13 protein-coding genes are annotated in these 21,589 nt (G+C 46.1%); 8 read left to right on the forward strand and 5 right to left on the reverse strand.

The features are described from left to right. The first annotated feature begins 1 nt into the window (after position 1). The 4 genes from AOC20_RS03540 to AOC20_RS03555 all read left to right on the forward strand — a co-directional run bounded on the left by AOC20_RS03540 (position 2) and on the right by AOC20_RS03555 (position 7,104). A complete protein-coding gene (locus AOC20_RS03540) occupies positions 2-1,681 on the forward strand; it encodes an efflux transporter outer membrane subunit (protein WP_215361537.1) in 1,680 nt (559 codons plus the stop codon). Then, positions 1,678-2,931, forward strand: a complete 1,254-nt coding sequence (locus tag AOC20_RS03545) for an efflux RND transporter periplasmic adaptor subunit (RefSeq protein WP_215361539.1) — start codon at positions 1,678-1,680, stop codon at positions 2,929-2,931. The genes AOC20_RS03540 and AOC20_RS03545 overlap by 4 nt, the downstream gene beginning before the upstream one ends. A 2-nt stretch (positions 2,932-2,933) precedes the next feature. Beyond that, positions 2,934-6,062 carry an efflux RND transporter permease subunit gene (locus AOC20_RS03550; RefSeq protein WP_215361541.1) on the forward strand — a complete coding sequence of 1,043 codons (3,129 nt, stop codon included), beginning with the start codon at positions 2,934-2,936 and terminating at the stop codon, positions 6,060-6,062. 88 nt (positions 6,063-6,150) lie between these two features. After that, positions 6,151-7,104 (forward strand): alpha/beta fold hydrolase, encoded by a 954-nt coding sequence (locus tag AOC20_RS03555; RefSeq protein WP_215361543.1) that lies wholly within the window; start codon positions 6,151-6,153, stop codon positions 7,102-7,104. A gap of 82 nt (positions 7,105-7,186) precedes the next feature. Here AOC20_RS03555 and AOC20_RS03560 read toward each other — a convergent pair whose 3' ends face one another. The 4 genes from AOC20_RS03560 to AOC20_RS03575 form a co-directional block, all read right to left on the reverse strand. Beyond that, positions 7,187-9,313, reverse strand: a complete 2,127-nt coding sequence (locus AOC20_RS03560) for a M3 family metallopeptidase (protein ID WP_215361546.1) — start codon at positions 9,311-9,313, stop codon at positions 7,187-7,189. A 68-nt stretch (positions 9,314-9,381) separates the two neighbouring features. Then, entirely contained in the window at positions 9,382-10,236 is an 855-nt protein-coding gene (gene folD, locus AOC20_RS03565) for a bifunctional methylenetetrahydrofolate dehydrogenase/methenyltetrahydrofolate cyclohydrolase FolD (protein ID WP_215361547.1), read from the reverse strand. Positions 10,237-10,251: 15 nt separating this feature from the next. After that, positions 10,252-10,899: a response regulator transcription factor gene (locus AOC20_RS03570; protein ID WP_215361549.1), complete on the reverse strand. Its 648-nt coding sequence runs from the start codon at positions 10,897-10,899 to the stop codon at positions 10,252-10,254. Positions 10,900-10,934: 35 nt separating this feature from the next. Next, positions 10,935-13,460: a sensor histidine kinase gene (locus tag AOC20_RS03575; RefSeq protein ID WP_215361551.1), complete on the reverse strand. Its 2,526-nt coding sequence runs from the start codon at positions 13,458-13,460 to the stop codon at positions 10,935-10,937. A 204-nt stretch (positions 13,461-13,664) separates the two neighbouring features. On the opposite strand from AOC20_RS03575, the gene aceE reads away from it, so the two are divergent. From aceE to lpdA, 3 genes are read left to right on the forward strand one after another with little or no spacing between them, the layout of a single operon-like run. After that, on the forward strand, positions 13,665-16,361 hold the full coding sequence (aceE, locus tag AOC20_RS03580; protein WP_215361553.1) for a pyruvate dehydrogenase (acetyl-transferring), homodimeric type: 2,697 nt from the start codon (positions 13,665-13,667) through the stop codon (positions 16,359-16,361). Positions 16,362-16,376: 15 nt separating this feature from the next. Next, a complete protein-coding gene (gene aceF / locus AOC20_RS03585) occupies positions 16,377-17,990 on the forward strand; it encodes a dihydrolipoyllysine-residue acetyltransferase (RefSeq protein ID WP_215361555.1) in 1,614 nt (537 codons plus the stop codon). Between the two features lie 9 nt (positions 17,991-17,999). Then, the gene (gene lpdA, locus AOC20_RS03590) at positions 18,000-19,763 is read left to right on the forward strand and encodes a dihydrolipoyl dehydrogenase (RefSeq protein ID WP_215361557.1); all 1,764 of its coding nucleotides are present in this window, start codon (positions 18,000-18,002) and stop codon (positions 19,761-19,763) included. A gap of 82 nt (positions 19,764-19,845) precedes the next feature. On the opposite strand, the gene AOC20_RS03595 is transcribed toward lpdA, so the two are convergent. Next, positions 19,846-20,400: a phasin family protein gene (locus AOC20_RS03595; protein WP_215361559.1), complete on the reverse strand. Its 555-nt coding sequence runs from the start codon at positions 20,398-20,400 to the stop codon at positions 19,846-19,848. A gap of 195 nt (positions 20,401-20,595) precedes the next feature. Here AOC20_RS03595 and AOC20_RS03600 point away from each other — a divergent pair, with 195 nt between their 5' ends. Beyond that, positions 20,596-21,483 (forward strand): DMT family transporter, encoded by an 888-nt coding sequence (locus AOC20_RS03600; protein WP_215361561.1) that lies wholly within the window; start codon positions 20,596-20,598, stop codon positions 21,481-21,483. The last annotated feature ends 106 nt before the right edge of the window (positions 21,484-21,589 follow it).

Raw genomic sequence — 21,589 nt, forward strand, 5'->3', positions numbered from 1 at the left:
AATGCCTTTATCTAGAAATTCATCCGCCTATTTATTAGTCATTGTTAGCACCTTGATGCTGGCAGGGTGTTTCATGGTTGGGCCGGACTTCACTAGACCTACGGTTAAAACGGTAGATCAATATAAAACATCAAGCCAAACCGAATTTACAGAATCCTTAGGCGAAAACTCCAACAAGATTCTGGACCCAGTGGAGTGGTGGAAGAGCTTTAATGATCCAACTCTGAATGCTTTGCTAAAGCAAGCAACGGATCAAAACTTAACTTTGCAACAAGCGGCTTTACGTATCTACCAGTTACAGGCTCAATTGGGTGTGAGCGACGCTACATTGCTGCCATCTGCTAACTTAAGTGCTTCGTACAACAACAATCGAAATAGCGCGATCCAAGAGGCGATTAATGACTCTAATAATTTGATCTCTAAAAATGCCTTAGTTCAGGTGAGTTGGGAGTTAGATTTTTGGGGCAAGAATCGCCGTGGTGTTCAAAGTTCACTGAACTCGTATTTATCAGGAGTTGCCGCTTTTTACTCTGCAGATGTTTCTTTAACTGCTGATGTGGCTAATACCTATATCAATATAAGAAACTATGAAGAGTTGATCGCAGTTGCTAAAACTAATCTAGCCTTACAAAAAGAAAGCTTACGCATTGCAGGTGCTCGCTTCAAATATGGCGCTACCTCGATGCTGGACTTAAGCCAAGCGCAAGCGCAGTATGAGCAGACTAAGGCTCAGATACCGGGCTTGGTCGCGAATTTGAAAAAAAATCAGCATGCCATGAGTATTTTGCTGGGCGAGCCCCCCAATTATTACGAAAAGACTTATGGCAATACCAGGGGTAGTCTCAAACCGCCAACCGAGCTGGGTATTGGTATGCCGATAGATTTATTACGTCGCCGCCCCGATGTTTTGCAGGCAGAGTTTGATGCTGCTTCTAAGTCGGCCCTCATTGGTGTGAATAAGGCGCAGCTGTACCCGACATTTACCTTAGGGGGAACTTTTGGTTATTCCACTTCAAACTATGGAAGCTTAACCTCACCTAATTTATTTAGTTGGGGCAATAACTCATCCGGAGTGAGTGCTGGCCTTTACTTGCCACTGTTCTATCGGGGCGCAATTGTGGATCAGGTGCGCGTGCAAGATGCCATCTTCCAGCAGAGCCTTTTGGCTTATCAGAATCAAGTCTTGAATGCTCAGAAGGAGGTCGAGGATTCACTCATCACCATCTCCACTACCAAAAGCTCAAAAGAAGACTTAGGTCGTGGCGTGATTGCAGCACAGAGCGCCGCAGATTTAGCGCTTGAGCGTTATAAAACAGGGCAGAGTGATTACACCACGGTGATTACTGCACAGCAGAATCTATTAAATATCCAAAACTCCTTGGTACAAACTTCATCCAATGAGCTCATCGGCTATGTTGGAGCATTTAAGGCGCTTGGTGGTGGCTGGACGGCGGACATGACTCCTCCCAAGCTGCCAGATCAGATGATTGCGGATATGACTGATCGCACAGACTGGGGTTCTGTACTTACCAGAGCAGGCGATCCTTTAACGGTGAAGGTCAGTAAGGTTTTGGTGGATACACCAGACCCATCTAAATCTACACAAGCTATCGCACCAAGCAATACAAATACACCCACAAATACACCTACTAAGCCGACTCAGGGAAGTGCCGCGCCATGAAAGAATTATTAATAAAAGCCAAACTTTTGCTGATGCCTGTATGGGAGCATATTTTGACGCTCTGGAATTCAGCTTCTGCCAGATGGAATGCGCTCCTGGAGAAGTTAAGTACGGTTGAGATTCCCATTTTGAAAAAGAAGTTGTCACCCCGGACAATTGGGGTATCCATTTTGGTTTTGATTGCCTTAATAGCGATCGTTTGCTTGAAGTCTTGCGGCAAAGAGATCAAGCAACCCCCAACACCTGTCACCATTGCAGTGCCACTCTCACAAGAGATTCGTAGTTTTGCTACTTTTGATGGTTTAGTGGATCCATTCCTCACAGTAAACCTGGATGCGCGGGTCAAGGGTTATCTCACTAAGATTGGATTTGCAGATGGCGCCATGGTCAAGAAGGGTGATCTACTCTTTGTGATTGAGCAAGACCAATATATCCAAGAGGTGAAATTAAAACAGGCAATTTATACCGAAGCTAAGAGCGAGTACGGTCGCCAGAAATCCCTCCTGAAAGAGAATGCGACTTCTCAAGCTGCGGTGGATAGAGCTTTATCTCAATTCCAGCAAGCTGAAGCTAATCTGACTCTTGCCAAGATTAATTTGGGTTATACCGAAATCAGGGCGCCCTTTGATGGACTCATGGGAAGGCATTTATTGGATGTTGGTGCTTATTTAGATTCAACTACAAAAGGGGTGCAGCTCTCTACTATTCAGCAGATCTCGCCGATCTATGTCTACTTCAATATTAATGAGAGAGACTTTTTGAAGTTTGAAAAAGGTCAAGATCAAAACGCGGAACGTAAATCAGAGGTCAACAAGTTACCTATCTTCGTTGGCCTACAGGACGAGGTTGGATATCCGCATGAGGGTGTTCTGGATTACGCTGCAAATTTAATCTCTACTGACACTGGATCATTGCAGTTACGAGCAATCTTGAAGAATGAAAAGTATCAGTTGATTCCTGGTTTATATGCGCGTGTGATGGCTCAATATGGAGAGCCAAGACAAGCATTATTGCTGCCTAAAACTGCTGTGATGACAGACCAGGTAGGTGACTATGTCTTTGTTTTGGATGATGCAATGCGAACCCAACGTCAAGACATTAGCTTAGGTCAGCGCTTTGACAAATATGTTGAGATTAGCAAGGGCTTAACCGCTAGCAGCAAAGTTGTTATTAATGGATTTATTAACTTGAGTATTAATCAAGTAGCTAAGCCAACAGAGGTGACGCTTGAGGCTATGCCCGCTCGATAATCATGCTATCTAAATTTTTTATCGAACGGCCGGTACTGGCCAATGTCATTGCTCTGATGATGCTGCTGATCGGGGCAGTATCGATTAATAGTTTGCCGATTGCTCAGTACCCTAATATTGTTCCGCCTACCATTCAAGTGACCGCCAGATATCCAGGCGCAAGTGCAACTCTTGTACAGCAATTGGTTGCTAGCAATATTGAAACTCAGGTGAATGGTGTTGAGGGGATGCTCTACATGGAGTCGGCATCAACCAATGATGGCAACTACACCCTAACAGTTACTTTTAAGGTTGGCACCGACCCTGATTTAGCACAGGTGAACGTACAAAACCGGGTAGCTATTGCGCTGCCATCTTTACCTCAGGCAGTACAAAAGCAGGGCGTTACAACCAAAACACAATCTACTGCCATTTTGCAGTTCGTTACCCTGACTTCATCCAATCCAGATCATGACGGCTTATTTTTAAGTAACCTCGCAAACCTTAAGCTACAACAGCGCTTAGCGCGATTACCAGGTGTGGCTGCAGCCAATGTGTTTGGGGTAGGTAACTACAGTATGCGAGTTTGGCTTGATCCTGCCCAACTCAAGATGCGCAATCTCACGCCAAGTGATGTGATAGCGGTTATTAATAAGCAAAACGTCTTGCTTACAGCAGGACAAATTGGTGCGCCACCAACCCCGATGGGGCAGGACTTTCAGTTGACACTGAATGTCACGAGCGCGATGACAACCCCTGAGCAGTTCGGAAAAATTGTGGTTAAGTCAGGTGGTAAGGCGGCTATCACTTACTTGCGTGACATCGCCAGAATAGAAATGGGTAGTCAGAACTATAGTCAATTCTTCAAGATTAATGACAGTCCTGCAGGTGGTATTGCGATCTATCAAATGCCTGGTGCTAATGCGATTGCTACTGCACAAGCAGTGCAAGATGAAATGAAAAGCATCGCCAAAACACTGCCAAAAGAGGTGTCTTGGGCTATTCCGTTTGATACCACGATGTTTGTGCAAGCCTCTATTCATGAAGTATATAAAACGCTCTATGAAGCAGGCATCTTAGTATTGCTCGTGATCATGATTTTCTTGCAGAACTGGCGTGCCACGCTGGTTCCTGCAACGACAGTGCCTGTGACCATTATTGGCGCATTTGCGTGTATGGCAGCTCTTGGGTTCTCGATCAACTTGCTCACTTTATTTGCCATTGTTTTATGTATCGGTATTGTGGTGGATGATGCGATCGTGGTGGTAGAGGCTGTTTCTAAGAAGGTGGAAGAGGGCGAAGATCCTAAGCAGGGTGCAATTGATGCTATGACTGCTTTGATGGGTCCGATCATTGGTATTACTTTGGTCTTAATGGCAGTATTTATCCCCGCTTCATTTATTGCCGGTATCACCGGTCAGATGTATCGCCAGTTTGCATTGGTGATTGCAGCAACAGCATTAATTAGTGGCATAAATGCGATTACCTTAAAGCCAACTCAGTCTGCCCAGTACTTAAAGCCGATCGATAAAAACTTAGTTAAAAATAAACTTTATCAAAAGTTTGATTTGTATTTCAATCGCCTCGCAACTTGGTATGGCCACAAGATTGAAGGCTTGATGAAAAACCGAGCCAAAGCCTCGATGGTAGGTATTGCAATTATTGTGGCTTCACTCATTGGATTGACGTTTGTCCCTTCGGGGTTTATTCCAAACGAAGATCAAGGTTATTTAGTGGTATCAACCACCTTGCCTGATGCAGCATCTTTGCAGCGCACTGAAGAGGGAATGAAAAAAGCCGTTGACGTAATCAAGAAGGTTCCCGGTGTTGAGACTGTTGTAGTCATTGGTGGCATTAATTTGTTGAACAACAGTAGCTCTCAGTCCAATAGCGGTGCTTTGTACGTCATTATGAAGAAGTGGGAAGAGCGGGGCAAAGGTCAGGGTCTTCGTGACATTTATAACAATATGAATGAGGGGCTGAAGCAGGTTCAAGAGCTTAAATCCTTTGTGCTATTACCGCCAGCTATTCCTGGATTGGGACTATCCGGTGGTTTTGAGATGAGACTCATGCTCACCGACGGTAGTAATAATTTTGCTAAGTTGGATGCCGCTACTAAGGCCTTCCTTGATGAAGCACAAAAACAGCCAGAAATTATGATGGCCTTTACGCCTTTCCAAAATAATGTGCCGCAACTTCAACTCAGTTTCAATGTGGGTAGAGCGGAAACTTTTGGTGTCGAGATCGGTGATGCTTATGATGTATTGCAATCCTACCTAGGATCTTCTTACGTCAATCAATTCTTTAAGTATGGCCAGACCTACCAAGTGTATGTGCAGGCTGATGGTAAATACCGTAGTGCTATTGAGCAGGTGAATCGTCTCTATGTCAAAAATAAGAGTGGCAATATGGTTCCACTCGGATCTTTCATTGACGTCAAAGAAACCACTGGACCAGCATTTGCATCTCAGTTTCAGCTTTATCCCTCAGCTGCTGTCTTGGGCGCAGCCAAAGAGGGCTACAGTTCTGGACAGGCAATGCAAGCCCTGGAGCAGGTTGCCAAGAATTTGCCTGACGGTGTCGCATTCCAGTGGGCTGGCATGTCATATCAAGAGGATTTGGTCGGTAACACCGTCATCTTGATCTTTGCGTTATCGATCTTGTTGGTGTACTTGGTACTCGCAGCTCAATATGAAACTTGGGTTGCTCCGCTGGCTGTTCTGACTGCAGTACCACTGTCCTTGTCTGGAACCGTCTTGGCTTTATTGCTCACAGGTCTATCAAACAATATTTATGTGCAGATTGGCCTAGTGTTGATGATTGCACTTTCTTGCAAGAACTCCATTTTGATTGTGGAGGTCGCTATTGAATGCAGGCATAAAGGCATGAGTTTTGTGGATGCTGCACTGGAAGCTTCAAGAGAACGCTTTAGACCAATCGTCATGACGTCCATCGCCTTTATTTTAGGCGTTATGCCTTTGCTCCTGTCTACTGGCGCCGGTGCAGCAGCGCGTATCTCTTTGGGTATTACCGTATTTAGCGGCATGATCGCTTCTACCTGCCTTGCCGTGGCATTGGTTCCCATCTTTTATGTAGAGATCGAAACTTTCTTTGAGAATCGTAAAAATAAGAAGCTCAATAAGTCAGTGTAGCGGGTGTTTATGGTAAATTGCTTTGCTAGCCATCCGAGTTGCAGTGCTAATATAGTTTTTTGTGCAAACTAACCCAAACTAGAATCCTATGATGTCCATTAACAAGAACTTCAGCTTTTTTAATGCCACTTTGATACGAGGCGTTTATTTAACGATTGCTACCCTTTTTATCTCTCTGAGCCTTAGCCTTCCAGCACAAGCCCAAGAAAAGCCTGAGGTGAAGTACGCTCAAGTTGGTGATGTAAAGTTAGCTTATTACCTTAAAGGTAAGGGTGATCCTATGATCCTCATCATGGGTTATGCAGCGACCATGAGCGCTTGGGATCCTGCTCTTCTTGGTGAGCTGGCAAAGAATAATCAACTCATCATTTTTGATAATCGCGGCGCTGGACTTTCAACCGATACCAAAGAAAATAAGACCACTATTCCGCAAATGGCGGATGATGCCGCAGGTCTAGTTAAAGCACTGGGCTTTAAAAAGGTAAACGTATTCTCATGGTCAATGGGCGCTCGAATTGGACAGCAGTTTGTCATTAGGCACCCAGAGCTGGTAAGTAAAGTTATTCTATGCGCTCCGAATCCAGGCGGCAAATATCAAATTGGTATTTCTAAAAAGGTTGGGGAGGAGTTAAATAATCCGAGCCTTTCTCCGATGGACAATTTTGAGTTGCTATTCCCAATTACGCCGGAAGGCAAGGCTGCCGCCAAGGTTGTGTACGGGAGATTTATGGCAGCAAAAGCTGCTGGAACTATTCCTGATGACTTTGTAATTTCTAAAGAAGCTAAAGAGCGACAAGTTCGTGCTCGCACAACCCTTTGGGATGCCGATAATCAGAATTACCTAGACTTAAAGAAGATTAAAGTTCCCGTTCTGGTTGCAGATGGTCGTGAGGATATCATCGACAATCCTCAAAACTCGGTGGTGATTGCCAGTCAAATTCCTTTTGCCTGGTTGGCTTTTTATGAAGGTGGACATGCTTTCTTATTTCAGAGTTATAAGAAGCTTTCTGAAACCGTGAACGTGTTCTTGCAAAAGGACTAATCACAGCAGCGCATTATAAAAAAAGCCACTCAATGAGTGGCTTTTTTTATATCTACCTAAAAGTAATCTGATTGGTTTCACGCTAAGCCAAACCACCATGTCTTAACAAGGCATCAATACTGGGTTCTCTACCTCTAAATGCCTTGAATGACTCGGCAGCAGGACGGCTGCCACCGACCTCTAAGATCTCCTCGCGATAACGAGCGCCAGTCTTTTCATCAAGGACGCTGCCCGTGAGTTTTGCGGCTTCCTCAAAGGCAGAATAGACGTCAGCAGAGAGTACTTCAGCCCATTTATAGCTGTAATAGCCAGCTGCATAACCGCCAGCAAAGATATGACTAAAGGTATTGATCCAACGGGAGATAGTTGGCTGTGGAATAACGTTAAATTGATCGGCAATTGCTCTAGATAGATCAAGCACTGCTTGTCCCTGTGCATTCTTCGCATCAAAACTGGCATGTAAGCGCCAGTCGGTTAATGACATCACAATCTGACGCAAAGTCATATAACCATTCTGGAAATTCTTAGCAGCGAGGATCTTGTCAAATAATTCACGTGGAAGAGGTTTTCCTGTCTCAGCGTGAGCAGTCATCTTCTGCAAGACTTCCCATTCCCAGCAGAAGTTTTCCATAAACTGACTTGGCAATTCAACAGCATCCCACTCAACGCCATTAATGCCAGATACACCTAAGGCGCTCACTTGCGTCAGGAGGTGGTGTAAGCCATGGCCGCTTTCGTGGAAGAGGGTAATCACATCATCATGAGTAATCGTAGGTTGACGTAATACGCCATCGACTTTGACTGGAGGCGCAAAGTTACAAACCAAATATGCTACCGGCACTTGAATCTCACCATTGGGTAATACTCTACGGCCACGGGCATCATCCATCCAGGCACCGCCACGCTTGCCAGGGCGGGCATAAGGGTCTAAATAGAAGTAAGCCACGATATTGCCCTTAGCATTCTTGACTGAGAATGATTGCACATCGCTATGCCAGGTCGGTAAGTCAGCTGCTTCAATCTTGACGCCAAATAAAGTCTGAATGACTTGGAAGAGGCCGTCCAATACTTTGGGTAATGGAAAATATTGCTTGAGCTCATTCTCAGAAAAAGAATAACGCTCTTGTTTTAGTCTTTCGGAGGCAAAGGCAACATCCCATGGCTCCAAACCATCGGTAAAAGCCAGTTCAGTTTTTGCAAACTCAGAGAGTTCTTGCCAGTCTTTAAGCGCAAAGGGTTTTGCCTTCTGCGCAAAGTTTGTTAAGAAAGTATCAACCTCATCAACACTGCTAGCCATCTTCGGCGCTAAGCTCAGGGCGGCATAGTTTTTAAAGCCCAACATGCGCGCTTCTTCATTACGCAGTCTTAATTGTTCCAGCATGTTTTGGGAGTTGTCCCAATCTAGTTTGCCATGGGCGTACTGGGGCGCTAGTTCAGAAGCACGAGTCACGTAGGCTTCGTACATCAAGCGACGCAGGGCTCTGTTCTCGGAGTATTGCATCACTGGGTAATAGGAGGGAAAGTGCAGGGTAAAAGCCCAGCCCTGAAGACTCTTCTGTTGAGCAGTATCTGCTGCTGCAGCAATCGCATCCTCGGGAAGGCCTATCAGATCAGCTTTATCCTTGATGAGATGCACAAAGCTATCGGTAGCATCTAAGACATGATCTGAAAAGGCCTTACCTAAGGTTGCTTGCTCATCCTGAATTTGAGAAAAGCGCGGCTTATCTGCGTCACTCAGTTCAGCGCCGCCTAAACGGAAATCTCGTAAAGAGTTCTCAATTACTTTCTTCTGTGCGTTACTGAGTTTTGCAAAGTCTGGTGCTTTACTAAGTTCTTTAAACTTTTGGTAGAGATCTAAATTCTGACCAAGACTAGAAAAGAAGGCGGTAACTTTCGGTAACATCTCACCATAGGCGGCACGCAACTCTGGCGTATCAGCAACGCTATTCAGGTGAGAAATCACGCCCCAGGATCTACCAAAAGATTCGGTGGCATCTTCTAGGGGCTCAGCCAACGCATCCCAGTTAGATGGAGTATCTGGATGAACAGCTAGGTCTACCGCATTTTGCGCATGTTTAAGAAGATACTCAATCGCCGGCGCAATATGCTCTGGCTTTACTTCTGAGTAGGCAGGAATGCCGCGTCCAAAGTTAACGAGTGGATTGCTTTGTAATTCTGCGGGGAGGGTGTTAGCAAGGGATGTAGTCATCCCTCTAGCTTAATGGACTGGGAACAATTTTGCCAAAAGTACCAGTCAATTCCTTGATGCAAACTCAGTTAATGCTTGGAGGCCTTTTCAGCAGCTTCCAAGGTATTCATTAGCAACATGGTGATGGTCATAGGACCTACGCCACCAGGGACGGGGGTAATCCATCCAGCCACATATTTGGCAGTATCAAAATCCACGTCGCCACAAAGCTTGCCGTCGGGTAGGCGGTTGATACCAACGTCAATGACAACGGCACCATTCTTGACCATGTCACCGGAGATCATTTTGGGTTTGCCAGTTGCCACCACCAAAATATCAGCATCTTTTGTATGGTGCGCTAAGTCGCGAGTCTTGCTGTTGCAAATCGTAACGGTTGCGCCAGCTTGCAAGAGGAGCATGGCCATAGGCTTACCCACAATATTGGAGGCGCCAACAATTACCGCACGGGCACCACGAATGGGGTATTCAATGCTTTCCAGAATCTTCATGCAGCCATATGGGGTGCACGGTTTGAATTCTGGTTGGCCAACCATCAGGGCACCAGCGTTGGCAACGTGAAATCCATCTACATCTTTTTCTGGGGCAATTGCTTCAAGCACTCGCTCAGAGGCAATATGTTCAGGTAGCGGTAGTTGTACCAAGATGCCATGAATTGCAGGATCCGCATTGAGCAGGGCAATACGAGCAAGTAATTCATCTTCGCCAAGCTCAGCAGAATAGCGCTCTAAAACAGAATGAAAGCCGACATCTTCACAAGCTTTAACTTTATTGCGGACATACACAGCGCTGGCAGGGTTGTCTCCCACCACTATAACTGCTAAACCAGGTCTTGTGCCTTTAGCAGTAACAATGGCGCCACGTGCAGCAATCTCAGCACGTAGTTTTTTAGAAAGGGCGTTTCCGTCTAGTAATTGGGCTGGCATTGAAAACCCCAGTAATTAATTAGGCTGGGGGTCAGATAAAGCAAGGCGTAGCAGGTCTGCCACAGTGTTGACGTTGAGTTTTTCCATGATGTTGGCACGGTGTGCTTCAACAGTCTTAATGGAGATGCCAAGGTCATCAGCAATCTGTTTATTTAGACGACCAGCAACAATGCGCTCTAACACTTGACGCTCACGACCGGTGAGTTTACTCAGCAAGCTCTGCGTAATTTTGCGTTGGCTAGCTTGTGAATAGTCGATACGCGCTTTAGCAAGCATGCGATCTACTAAACCGCAAAGATCATTTTCTTTAAAAGGCTTTTCAATAAAATCGACTGCGCCACGCTTCATGGTAGAGACAGCCATGGAGACATCGCCATGACCAGTAATAAAGGCAACTGGCATTGGGAGATTTTCGCTAGTGAGGCGCTCTTGTAATTCAAGGCCTGACATACCGGGCATACGAACATCCAAAATAGCGCAAGAGATAGTGGACTTATCGGTGCTTTGTAAAGACTGCAAGAAACGTTCCGCGCTTGCGTGACAACGAACAACGTAACCATTGCTTTCTAAAAGCCAAGTAAGAGAGTCTCTTACCGCTTCATCATCATCTACTACGTAAACAACTTCAGCTTGGTTGGGTTTTGCATTGGCACTTAAGTTCATATCAGTTCTCGCGAGGTAATTCTGAAAATTCGATGTTAACCATTAGCCTTGGATTCAGGAGATTCCAGGGGTAGAAGTATTGTAAAGGTGCAGCCGGCCAGCTTGGTCTGTTCTGAGTCTGAGACGTTGGTGGCCCAGAGCCTGCCATGATGTGACTCAATAATGGAGCGGCAAATATTGAGACCCATGCCCATTCCGTCGGATTTTGTGCTGAAAAACGGCTCAAACATGTGTTGCAGCACGTTTTCAGGAATCCCACCCCCAGTATCCGTAACCTGGATTCTGAGCATGGCCGGGAAAATGCTGGTGTCTAGGTCTGCGCTAATTCGTACGGGTGGCGCCGACCAACGGGAGGAGAGGGGGTAGGCCTCACGAACGCTATCCAAGGCATTTTTAAGAAGATTGACGACCACCTGCAGGATCAGAACTGGATCCAGGTTTACTACAGGTAGATTTTCAGCGATCTCGGACTGGATGCTCAAGCGATGGCGGTGGGCTTCAATTTCCACCAAGCCGACTGCGTCACTGATGATTTCTTTTACACAAGACTCTTTGCGCTGAGGCTCACTGCGTTTTACAAAGCTCCGAATACGCTGAATGATAGTGCCAGCACGATGTGCTTGTTCAGAAGCCTTTTCTAGTGCAGGTAGGATGTCTTTACTGAGCGCTGGATCTAGATTGCCATCCAAGCGTTTGGCAACCCCCATGCAGTAATTTGAAATAGCGGAAAGCGGTTGATTGAGTTCGTGCGCCAATGAAGACGCCATTTCGCCCATAGTGGTTAGACGACTTGTAAATTGCATCCGCTCCTCTTGCTGGCGAGCTTGGTCTTCTGCTGCCTTACGGGGCGTGATATCGGTAGCAATCAAGAGTTGAGCAAGATGTCCATCGACCCAGGGAATAAAGCGACGACGTACCTCGAACCATTTATTACTACCATCGGTCAACTGAATATCTTCTGACTCTGATTCCTGATACAGGAAGGAGGTTGGAATGCCGTCACGAATGTAATCTTGTAGATCTTGCGCAATATTGTGCAAGGTATCAATTTTCTTTTCCTGGTGAGCCAGCTGAAAGTGCCCCTTGGAGTCATTGCCAAAATTTTCCCGATAGAAGCGATTGGCAAACAGCAATTCGTCTGTCTCTAAGGAGACAACAGATACTGCTGCATCTAAGCCCTCTAAAACAGTGGTGAAGCGTTCTTGTGAAGCGGCTAATTCTTCACGAATCTTTTTTGGTTCGGAAATATCAATCAATGATGTGACCCAGCCAGTCTGCTTACCTTTTTCATTAATCAACGGAGCAATAAAGGTGCGCGTCTGAATTAATGTGCCATCGCGCTTGAGAACAGCACCCTCAATACCCACCTTCATGTTGCCGGAGATGTTGGCCTTCAGGGCACGATTCATCTTCTCTACAAGCTCATCTCTTCTGTTATCGGGCCAGAATGGAAAAGGTGGAGTGAGACCCATTAACTCCTCTGATGACCAGCCCGTCATTTCACAGAAGGCGCGATTCACATAGGTGATCCGTTTTTCCATATCGTGAGCACGAATTCCAACCGGAGTGGAGTTTTCCATGGCATTACGAAAACTGGTTTCAGTGCGTAGGCTAGCTTCCGCTTCTTGACGCACCTGCATTTGTTTAAGGACTGACCACAAACTCCAAATCACGAAGATGCACAATCCAATGACAACCCCAATCAACATCCGGAAGGTGAGGTTAGTGGGAGGTGGGTAAGTGTCAATCCTTAAAGTAATGTTTGGGCTCAAGACTCCAATGTCTAAGCTGGTTTGATTACTAAATGCCCTTTTGGGCGTATCTTTATCGGAAGAAATACCCAGTACTTTTTCATTGTCGGTTAGTAAAGTAAAGCGATAGTAGGATTTGAGTTCTCCAGGGATGACATCTAATATGCCTTGCGTGGTGTATAGAACAGCCAAGAAGCCAGTAATTTCACCGCTGACAATATTGGGCACCACTTGCCAAAAAACAATTTTTCTCTCTGCAGAAATTGGTTCGTCACTCGGTAGGTTTAATGTAATAAATTGACTAAACGCAGCCCGACTGGTTACTCGACTCAGCTCTATAACGGAAGCAAGGCTGGTATTAATGAGTTGATCATTTTGGGTTTTATTAATCCAGTCTGTTTTTCCGCTGTCGACTGGAGCGATCCATTGCCGTTGATTTTGACTATTCAGCGAAATGATTTTGATGATCTCATGATTGTTGATGACGAGATCTTCAGCCTGCTCTCGAGCAATTTGTTTGAATTTAGCTTGGTCTTCGCTAGCCGCTACTTCACGATTGATGGTTGTTAATGCGTCTAGATTATTTGCGAAGCGCGCTTGAATTCGTTGCTTTGCAAATGAGAGCTCTCTGAATAGAGCTGCTTCTTGTTGATTCTTTTCTTGTAATTGCAGCGTGCCCAAAATAACGCCCATGACAGCAGTAAACAGAACAATTGCCAGCAGCGGGGTGTAAACGAGTCTAAATCCGCGTATTTTGCGGAGCCACCGATAGGGGCTGATGATGAAGCTTGAAAGAGGCGTTAATTTCATGAATATGGAACATTTTGCCTTATTCGACTGCTCAAACCTCGAATATCGCTGTTGAACGCGCTTCTTATTTGCAGTGCAATAAAATACCACATTATGAGAAATACTATCATTATGTGGAAAATTGCTTGTTTACACCCATATACCTTCCTAGAATATTGCCTATAAAGTGAATAACAAATGAAGCACTATTAAATGGAGACAACAATGGCAGCAGTTCCAGACCAAATATTAGGTAAACAGAATGCCCAGGATGCAGATCCGGGAGAAACTCAAGAATGGTTACAAGCGCTTGATGGCGTCATTCGTACCGAAGGTCCTGAGAGGGCTGCCTATCTTATAGACCAGCAGATTTCTCATGCACGTGTAAATGGAGTGGTGCAACCATTCCATGCAGAGACTCCTTACATCAATACTATTCCTGTTGAGAACCAAGCGCGCTTACCTGGCGATCAAAACGTTGAACATCGCATTCGTTCATACACGCGCTGGAATGCCATGGCAATGGTTCTGCGTGCCAATAAGGATACCAACGTTGGTGGTCACATTTCTTCATTCCAGTCAGCAGCTACTTTGTATGACGTTGGCTTTAATCATTTCTGGCATGCGCCATCTCCAGAACATGGTGGAGATTTAATATTTGTACAAGGCCACTCCGCACCAGGTGTATACGCCCGTGCTTACATGTTGGGACGTCTTGAAGAAAGTCAACTTAATAACTTCCGCCAAGAAGTAGGCGGCAAAGGTATCTCTAGCTATCCACACCCATGGTTGATGCCAGATTTCTGGCAGTTCCCAACGGTATCGATGGGCTTAGGTCCCATCATGGCGATTTATCAAGCGCGCTTTATGAAGTACCTCACGGATCGTGGCTTCATTCAGGAACAAAGCCGCAAAGTTTGGGCTTTCTTGGGCGATGGCGAAACCGATGAGCCAGAATCACTGGGCGCGATTGGTATGGCTGGCCGCGAAAAACTCGATAACCTCATTTTTGTTATTAACTGTAACTTGCAGCGCTTAGATGGACCGGTGCGCGGTAATGGAAAAATTATTCAGGAGCTCGAGAGTGAGTTCCGTGGTTCAGGCTGGAATGTCATCAAGGTAGTGTGGGGCGGTCAGTGGGACGCTTTGTTTGCCCGCGATAAGAAGGGCATCTTGATGCAACGCCTGGGCGAGATCGTCGATGGTCAGTATCAGACTATGAAGTCTAAGAACGGCGCATATGTACGTGAGATCGTCTTTAACACCCCAGAACTTAAAGCCCTAGTCAGTGACTGGAGTGATGACGAGATCTGGCAATTGAATCGTGGTGGTCATGACCCCCATAAAGTATTTGCCGCTTTTCACGCTGCGGTAAATCATAAAGAGCAGCCAACGGTTATCTTGGCCCACACCATTAAAGGTTATGGCATGGGTGGCTCCGGTGAGGCGATGAATATTGCCCACCAAGCTAAGAAGATGAATGACGACGATGTGCGTCGTTTCCGTGATCGCTTTGAGATTCCTGTAAAAGATGAGCAGTTAGATGAAATGCCTTTGGTGAAGTTTGCTGAAGGTAGTCCTGAGCTGGAATACATGAAGGCGCGCCGTCAAGAGTTGGGCGGCTACTTGCCACAACGTCGCACTAAAGCAGAGAGCTTGCCAGTTCCAGCCTTGGATGTTTTTGCGCCGCTACTCGAAGCAACAGCCGAAGGTCGTGAGATTTCTACAACCATGGCATTTGTGCGCATGCTCAACACAGTGGTGCGCGATAAGGTTTTAGGTAAGCGCGTAGTACCAATCGTTCCAGATGAATCCCGTACTTTCGGTATGGAAGGTATGTTCCGCCAATTGGGTATTTGGAATCAATTGGGTCAGCTTTACACACCAGAAGATCATGATCAATTGATGTTCTATAAAGAGGATAAGACTGGCCAGATTCTGCAAGAGGGTATTAACGAGGCTGGTGGTATGTGCGACTGGATCGCTGCAGCTACTTCTTACTCTACGCATGGCGTACCGATGTTGCCTTTTTATATTTTCTATTCCATGTTTGGTTTCCAGCGTATTGGTGACTTAGCTTGGGCAGCAGGCGATATGCGTAGCCGTGGTTTCCTGCTCGGCGGTACTGCGGGTAGAACGACCTTAAATGGCGAAGGCTTGCAACACGAAGATGGCCATAGCCACTTGTGGAGTGGTGCAATTCCGAACTGCATTAGCTATGACCCAACATTCTCTTTTGAATTAGCGGTAGTGATTCAAGATGGTATGCGTCGTATGCTAGAAGTCCAGGAAGATGTTTACTACTACGTTACTTTGATGAATGAGAACTACGCTCATCCTGCAATGCCTAAAGGCGCAGAAAAAGACATCATTAAGGGTATGTATAAGCTCAAGTCAGTAGGTGACGATAAAGCTAAGTTGCGTGTACAACTCTTAGGCTCTGGAACCATCTTCCGTGAAGTGATTGAAGCGGCTGAGATTCTCCATAAAGACTGGGGCATTGCTTCCGACTTATGGGGTTGCCCAAGCTTTACTGAGTTGGGTCGTGATTGGAATGCCGTGCACCGCGCTAATCTCCTAAATCCAGCTGCTGCACCAGCCTTATCTCATGTGGAGAAGTGCCTGAAAGACACCGCTGGTCCTGTGATTGCTGCAACTGACTATGTTCGCTTGTTTGCCGAGCAGATTCGTCCAGCGATTCAGCATATGGGTCGCCGCTACGAAGTCTTGGGCACTGATGGCTTTGGTCGTTCCGATACCCGTGAAAAACTTCGTGACTTCTTTGAAGTAGATCGTCGTTGGGTAGTTCTGACTGCATTGAGATCTTTAGTTGACTCAGGTCAGCTTGATCGTTCCAAGTTGGCTGAAGCGATTCAGAAATACGGCATCGATACTACTAAACCAAACCCAATGACGGTTTGATAAGAGATAAATACTATGAGTCAAATAATTGAAATCAAAGTCCCGGATATCGGTGACTATAAAGATGTGCCCGTCATTGAAGTCTTGGTAAAGGCTGGTGACAAAGTTGAGAAAGAGCAATCCATCGTTGTGCTTGAGTCTGACAAAGCCACCATGGATGTTCCATCCTCGCACTCTGGCATCGTCAAAGAAGTCAAAGTCAAAGTAGGCGACAACCTTTCTGAGGGATCACTTGTAATTACTTTGGAAGAGGGCGCAGCTGCAGCTCCAGCGGCACCTGTAGCAAGTGCGCCCGCTGCAGCACCTGCAGCAGCAAGCACGAGTAGCAATAGTGGCTCACCTATTGAAATCAAAGTCCCGGATATCGGTGACTATAAAGATGTGCCCGTCATTGAAGTCTTGGTAAAGGCTGGTGACAAAGTTGAGAAAGAGCAATCCATCGTTGTGCTTGAGTCTGACAAAGCCACAATGGATGTTCCATCCTCACATTCTGGCATCGTCAAAGAAGTCAAAGTCAAAGTAGGCGACAACCTTTCTGAGGGATCAGTCGTTCTGATTTTGGAAAGTGGATCAGCAGGCGCTGTGGCAGTTCCTGCTACTGCACCCGTAGCAGCAGCACCCGCCATTCCAGCAACAAAAACAGTAGAGCCTCCCATTGCGCGTGCACCTGCGCCTCCTCCGCTGAGCAATACACCTCCGCCTGTAGATACAGCAGTAAGTCATGCAAGCCCATCAGTGCGTAAGTTTGCGCGTGAGCTTGGCGTGACGGTTGCGCAAGTTAAAGGTTCTGGCCCTAAAGGCCGCATTACCCAAGAAGACGTTCAAGCATTTGTGAAGGCAGCTATGAGTGGTGGAGCAGGTAGTCCTGCGGCTGCTAGCGGTGGTAGCTTGGGTGGTTTAAATCTCATTCCTTGGCCAAAAATTGATTTCACAAAGTTTGGTGAGATCGAGCGTCAGCCACTCAATCGTATTAAGAAACTCACTGCAGCTAATTTAGGTCGTAACTGGGTAATGATCCCAGCTGTGACGTATCACGAAGATGCAGACATCACTGACCTAGAAGCATTCCGTGTTCTCACTAATAAAGAGAATGAGAAGAAGGGTGTCAAGATCACTATGCTTGCTTTCTTAATGAAAGCCGCAGTAGCTGCATTGAAAAAATATCCAGAGTTCAATAGCTCTTTGGATGGTGATGATCTGATCCTTAAGAAATACTTCAATATTGGTTTTGCGGCAGATACTCCAACGGGATTGGTTGTGCCAGTGATTAAAGATGCCGATAAGAAGGGTATTTTTGAATTAGCCAAAGAAACTTCAGAGTTAGCAGCACTCGCACGTGATGGCAAATTAAAGCCAGATCAAATGCAGGGCGCTAGCTTTACGATTTCATCTCTAGGCGGTATTGGTGGCACGTATTTCTCACCAATTGTTAATGCCCCTGAGGTAGCGATCTTAGGCGTCAGCAAAGCAGCGATGAAGCCAGTTTGGGATGGCAAGCAATTTGTGCCACGCCTGATTTGCCCATTGTCTCTATCCGCAGATCACCGTGTGATTGATGGTGCTTTAGCAACCCGTTTTGGTGTGTACATTGCCCAACTCTTGGCCGACTTCCGTCGCGCTAGTCTGTAAGGGGGGTCTATGGCTAAGCAAACCATCCTAGTTCCGGATATTGGCGACTACTCAGATGTACCAGTGATAGAAGTGCTGGTTAAAGTGGGTGATGTGATTGAAAAAGAGCAGCCGCTGTTAGTGCTCGAGTCTGATAAGGCAACCATGGAAGTGCCGGCAGATGCTGCGGGTACTGTTACTAGTATCGCAGTCAAGCTAGGCGACAAAGTCAGCAAAGGTTCTGTGATTGCTGAGATTGAAGCGAGTGGAGCGGCGCCAGCTGCAAAACCTGTTGCAGCACCTGCGCCAGCAGCACTTGCTCCAGCTCCAGTAGCAGGGCAGTACAGCGGCAAGGTTGATCATGAGTGTGAAGTGTTGGTGCTTGGCGCTGGCCCCGGTGGTTATAGCGCAGCGTTTCGTAGTGCTGACCTGGGTATGAATACCGTATTGGTAGAGCGCTACCCTACATTGGGTGGTGTTTGCTTGAATGTCGGCTGTATCCCTTCTAAAGCATTGCTACATACAACCTCAGTGATGGATGAAGTTAAAACCATGGCTAAGCACGGCATTACTTTTGGTGCCCCAAAGATTGAGATTGATCAATTACGTGGCTACAAAGAATCCGTCATTGCTAAATTAACTGGTGGTCTTGCTGGAATGGCAAAGGCTCGCAAAGTAAAAGTAGTACGTGGCCTTGGTAAGTTCTTGGATGCAAACCATGTTGAGGTTGAATTAACTGATGGCACTGGCCAGGATCTCACTGGCAAAAAAGAAGTAGTGCGTTTTCAGAAGGCGATCATTGCCGCTGGTAGTCAGCCAGTGAAATTACCTTTCTTGCCAGAAGATCCTCGTATTGTCGATAGTACAGGCGCCTTGCTACTCAAGAGCATTCCTAAGCGCATGCTCGTTATTGGCGGCGGCATTATTGGTTTAGAGATGGCGACTGTTTACAGCACGCTAGGTTCACGTATTGATATCGCAGAAATGATGGATGGCCTGATGGCCGGCGCCGATCGTGATTTAGAAAAAGTCTGGGAGAAGTTCAACGCTGGACGTTTTGAAAAAATCATGCTCAAGACGCGCGCAGCTAAAGCTGAAGTCAAGCCGGATGGTATTCAAGTTTCCTTTGAGGGCGAGAACGCGCCTGCTGAACCGCAAACTTATGACTTGGTATTGGTTGCAGTAGGTCGCACCCCTAATGGCAAGAAGATTGATGCTGGTAAAGCAGGTGTGCAGGTTGATGAGCGTGGCTTTATTCCAGTTGATAAACAAATGCGCACCAACGTGGCTAATATTTTTGCCATTGGCGATTTGGTTGGTCAGCCGATGTTGGCACACAAGGCAGTACATGAAGGTCACGTTGCTGCCGAAGCTGCTGCAGGCGAAAAGTCTTATTTTGATGCTAAGCAAATTCCATCGGTTGCCTATACTGATCCTGAGGTAGCTTGGGCTGGTCTGACAGAAGAGCAGTGCAAGGCTCAAGGCATCGCTTATGAGAAGGGCTTATTCCCTTGGGCAGCTAGTGGTCGCGCAATTGCCAATGGACGTGATGAAGGTTTCACCAAGCTCATATTTGATGCGACTACCCATCGCATTATTGGCGGCGGCATTGTGGGCACGCATGCTGGTGATTTGATTGGTGAAGTATGTTTAGCTATTGAGATGGGTGCTGATGCAGTTGATATCGGTAAGACCATTCATCCGCATCCAACGCTTGGCGAATCAGTCGGTCTTGCAGCTGAAGCGGCTCATGGTCACTGCACTGACTTGCCACCAGTGAAAAAGAAATCTTAAGTTACGCTGATGCATTAAAGAAAAAGCCCCGAGGAATCGGGGCTTTTGCATTATCAAGCACCCAAAGTGCTTAGCAACGAGATTACTTCTTCTTTGCGGATTTGGTTACTGTATCGGCTGCTTTCATCATTGTTTCAGAGGCGCTACTAAGGTTAGTTTGCGCAACTTCAACTGCATGCTTCACTGCCTTCTGGCTGGTTTCAAACACATTGTTCGCAGAAGCAATGGCTTGCTTCATGGCTTGAACGGCAGCATCTGATCCCGCTGGAGCATTCTTTGTCCACTCTTCAACTAGAGCATTCATTTTCTGTTGACCAGCTTGCAATTCTTTTTCAGCGGACTGAGTAAAGCTATTTTGTGTTTCGTGGGCCAATTCATATAAATGACGGCTGTAAGCCATAATCTTTTCCGCCATTGGTTGCACTGCTTCTGCTTGATGAGCGAGTAATTGCTGAATGTCTTTTACTTCTAATGCTTTCTTGGCACTATTCATGCTGTCGCTTAAGCTTTGCTTAGCAATCTGCATATTGAGCTCAACTAACTTTTCAATGCTTTGCAATGCTTGATTGGTTAATCCACTCAAGGTCTCTAAGTTAGCTTTTTGTGCTGCGGCAAGTTGTTCTGGAGTTAAGTTCATTTGCGATCTCTTTTCGTTTAACTTTTTAATTTTGACTAAAGGCTTTTATCTAATGTACTCCCATTACATCAGTATATTGCATATATATTGCGTTGCAGCATAAGTTCCATTCCTTAGATCTGGGAAGGGAATATTAGAAAAGAGCCTAAAATTAGACTCTCAGTAAAAATACTCAATAATTTCAGTAAGTTATCAATGAAGCTTTCCCTAGACACTGCGATTGCCCCGTTATTCGTGCTCATTTGGAGTACCGGCTTTGTGATTGCGCGTTTAGCGATGCCTTACGTTGAGCCGGCTACCTTCTTGTTTTGGCGTTTTTCAGGGGTTCTAGCAGCGATGGCGGCGCTTAGTTTGATATGGAGAATCACCTGGCCCAACTGGTCGCAAATCAAGCACATTGCCGTTGCTGGCATCTTGCTGCAGTTTGGCTATTTGTTGGGAGTTTGGTTTGCTGTCCGCTTAGGAATGACAGCGGGGCTAGTTGCCATCATAGTTGGTCTTCAGCCAATTGTGACTGCATGGTTTGCTGCCTGGATTTCAGAAAGGGTATCGCCACGTCAATGGATCGGCCTAGGATTTGGATTTGCAGGCGTTGCCTTGGTCGTTGCGGAAAAGATTGGTTTTGTGCACATTCCATTGGCTAGTTACATATTGGCATTTATTGCACTTATTTCAATTACGTTTGGCACGTTGTATCAAAAAAAATTCTGCCCTGTGTTTGATCTGCGCGCTGGATCTTCGATTCAGTTTGGTGTGTCAGCAGTACTGTGCTTTATCTGCATGCTTTTATTTGAGTCGGGTGAAATGGTGTGGAACCTTCCTGTGACTAGTGCATTGCTGTGGGCTATCTTCCCTTTATCCATTGGATCGATTAGCTTGCTATTTATGATGATCCGCAAGGGCGCCGCTACTAAAGTGACGAGCTTTCTTTATTTAGTGCCACCGACAACTGCCGCTATGGCTTGGTTGTTATTTGACGAGCCATTCACATTATTAATGGCAGTAGGCTTGTGTTTGACGATGACTGGCGTGGTACTGGTAAATGCCCGTCAGACCAATACCGTAGCAACGATTGCAGAATAGAACGATTGCATTGGCAATCATTTAGTGGGATGAAATACCTAGATTGGGGCGAATAAAACCGCCTTGCCTTAGGAAATTAATTATCATTCCGTATGTTGAAAGTTTT

Source organism: Polynucleobacter ibericus (genome assembly GCF_018687955.1).
Taxonomy (GTDB): Bacteria; Pseudomonadota; Gammaproteobacteria; order Burkholderiales; family Burkholderiaceae; genus Polynucleobacter; species Polynucleobacter ibericus.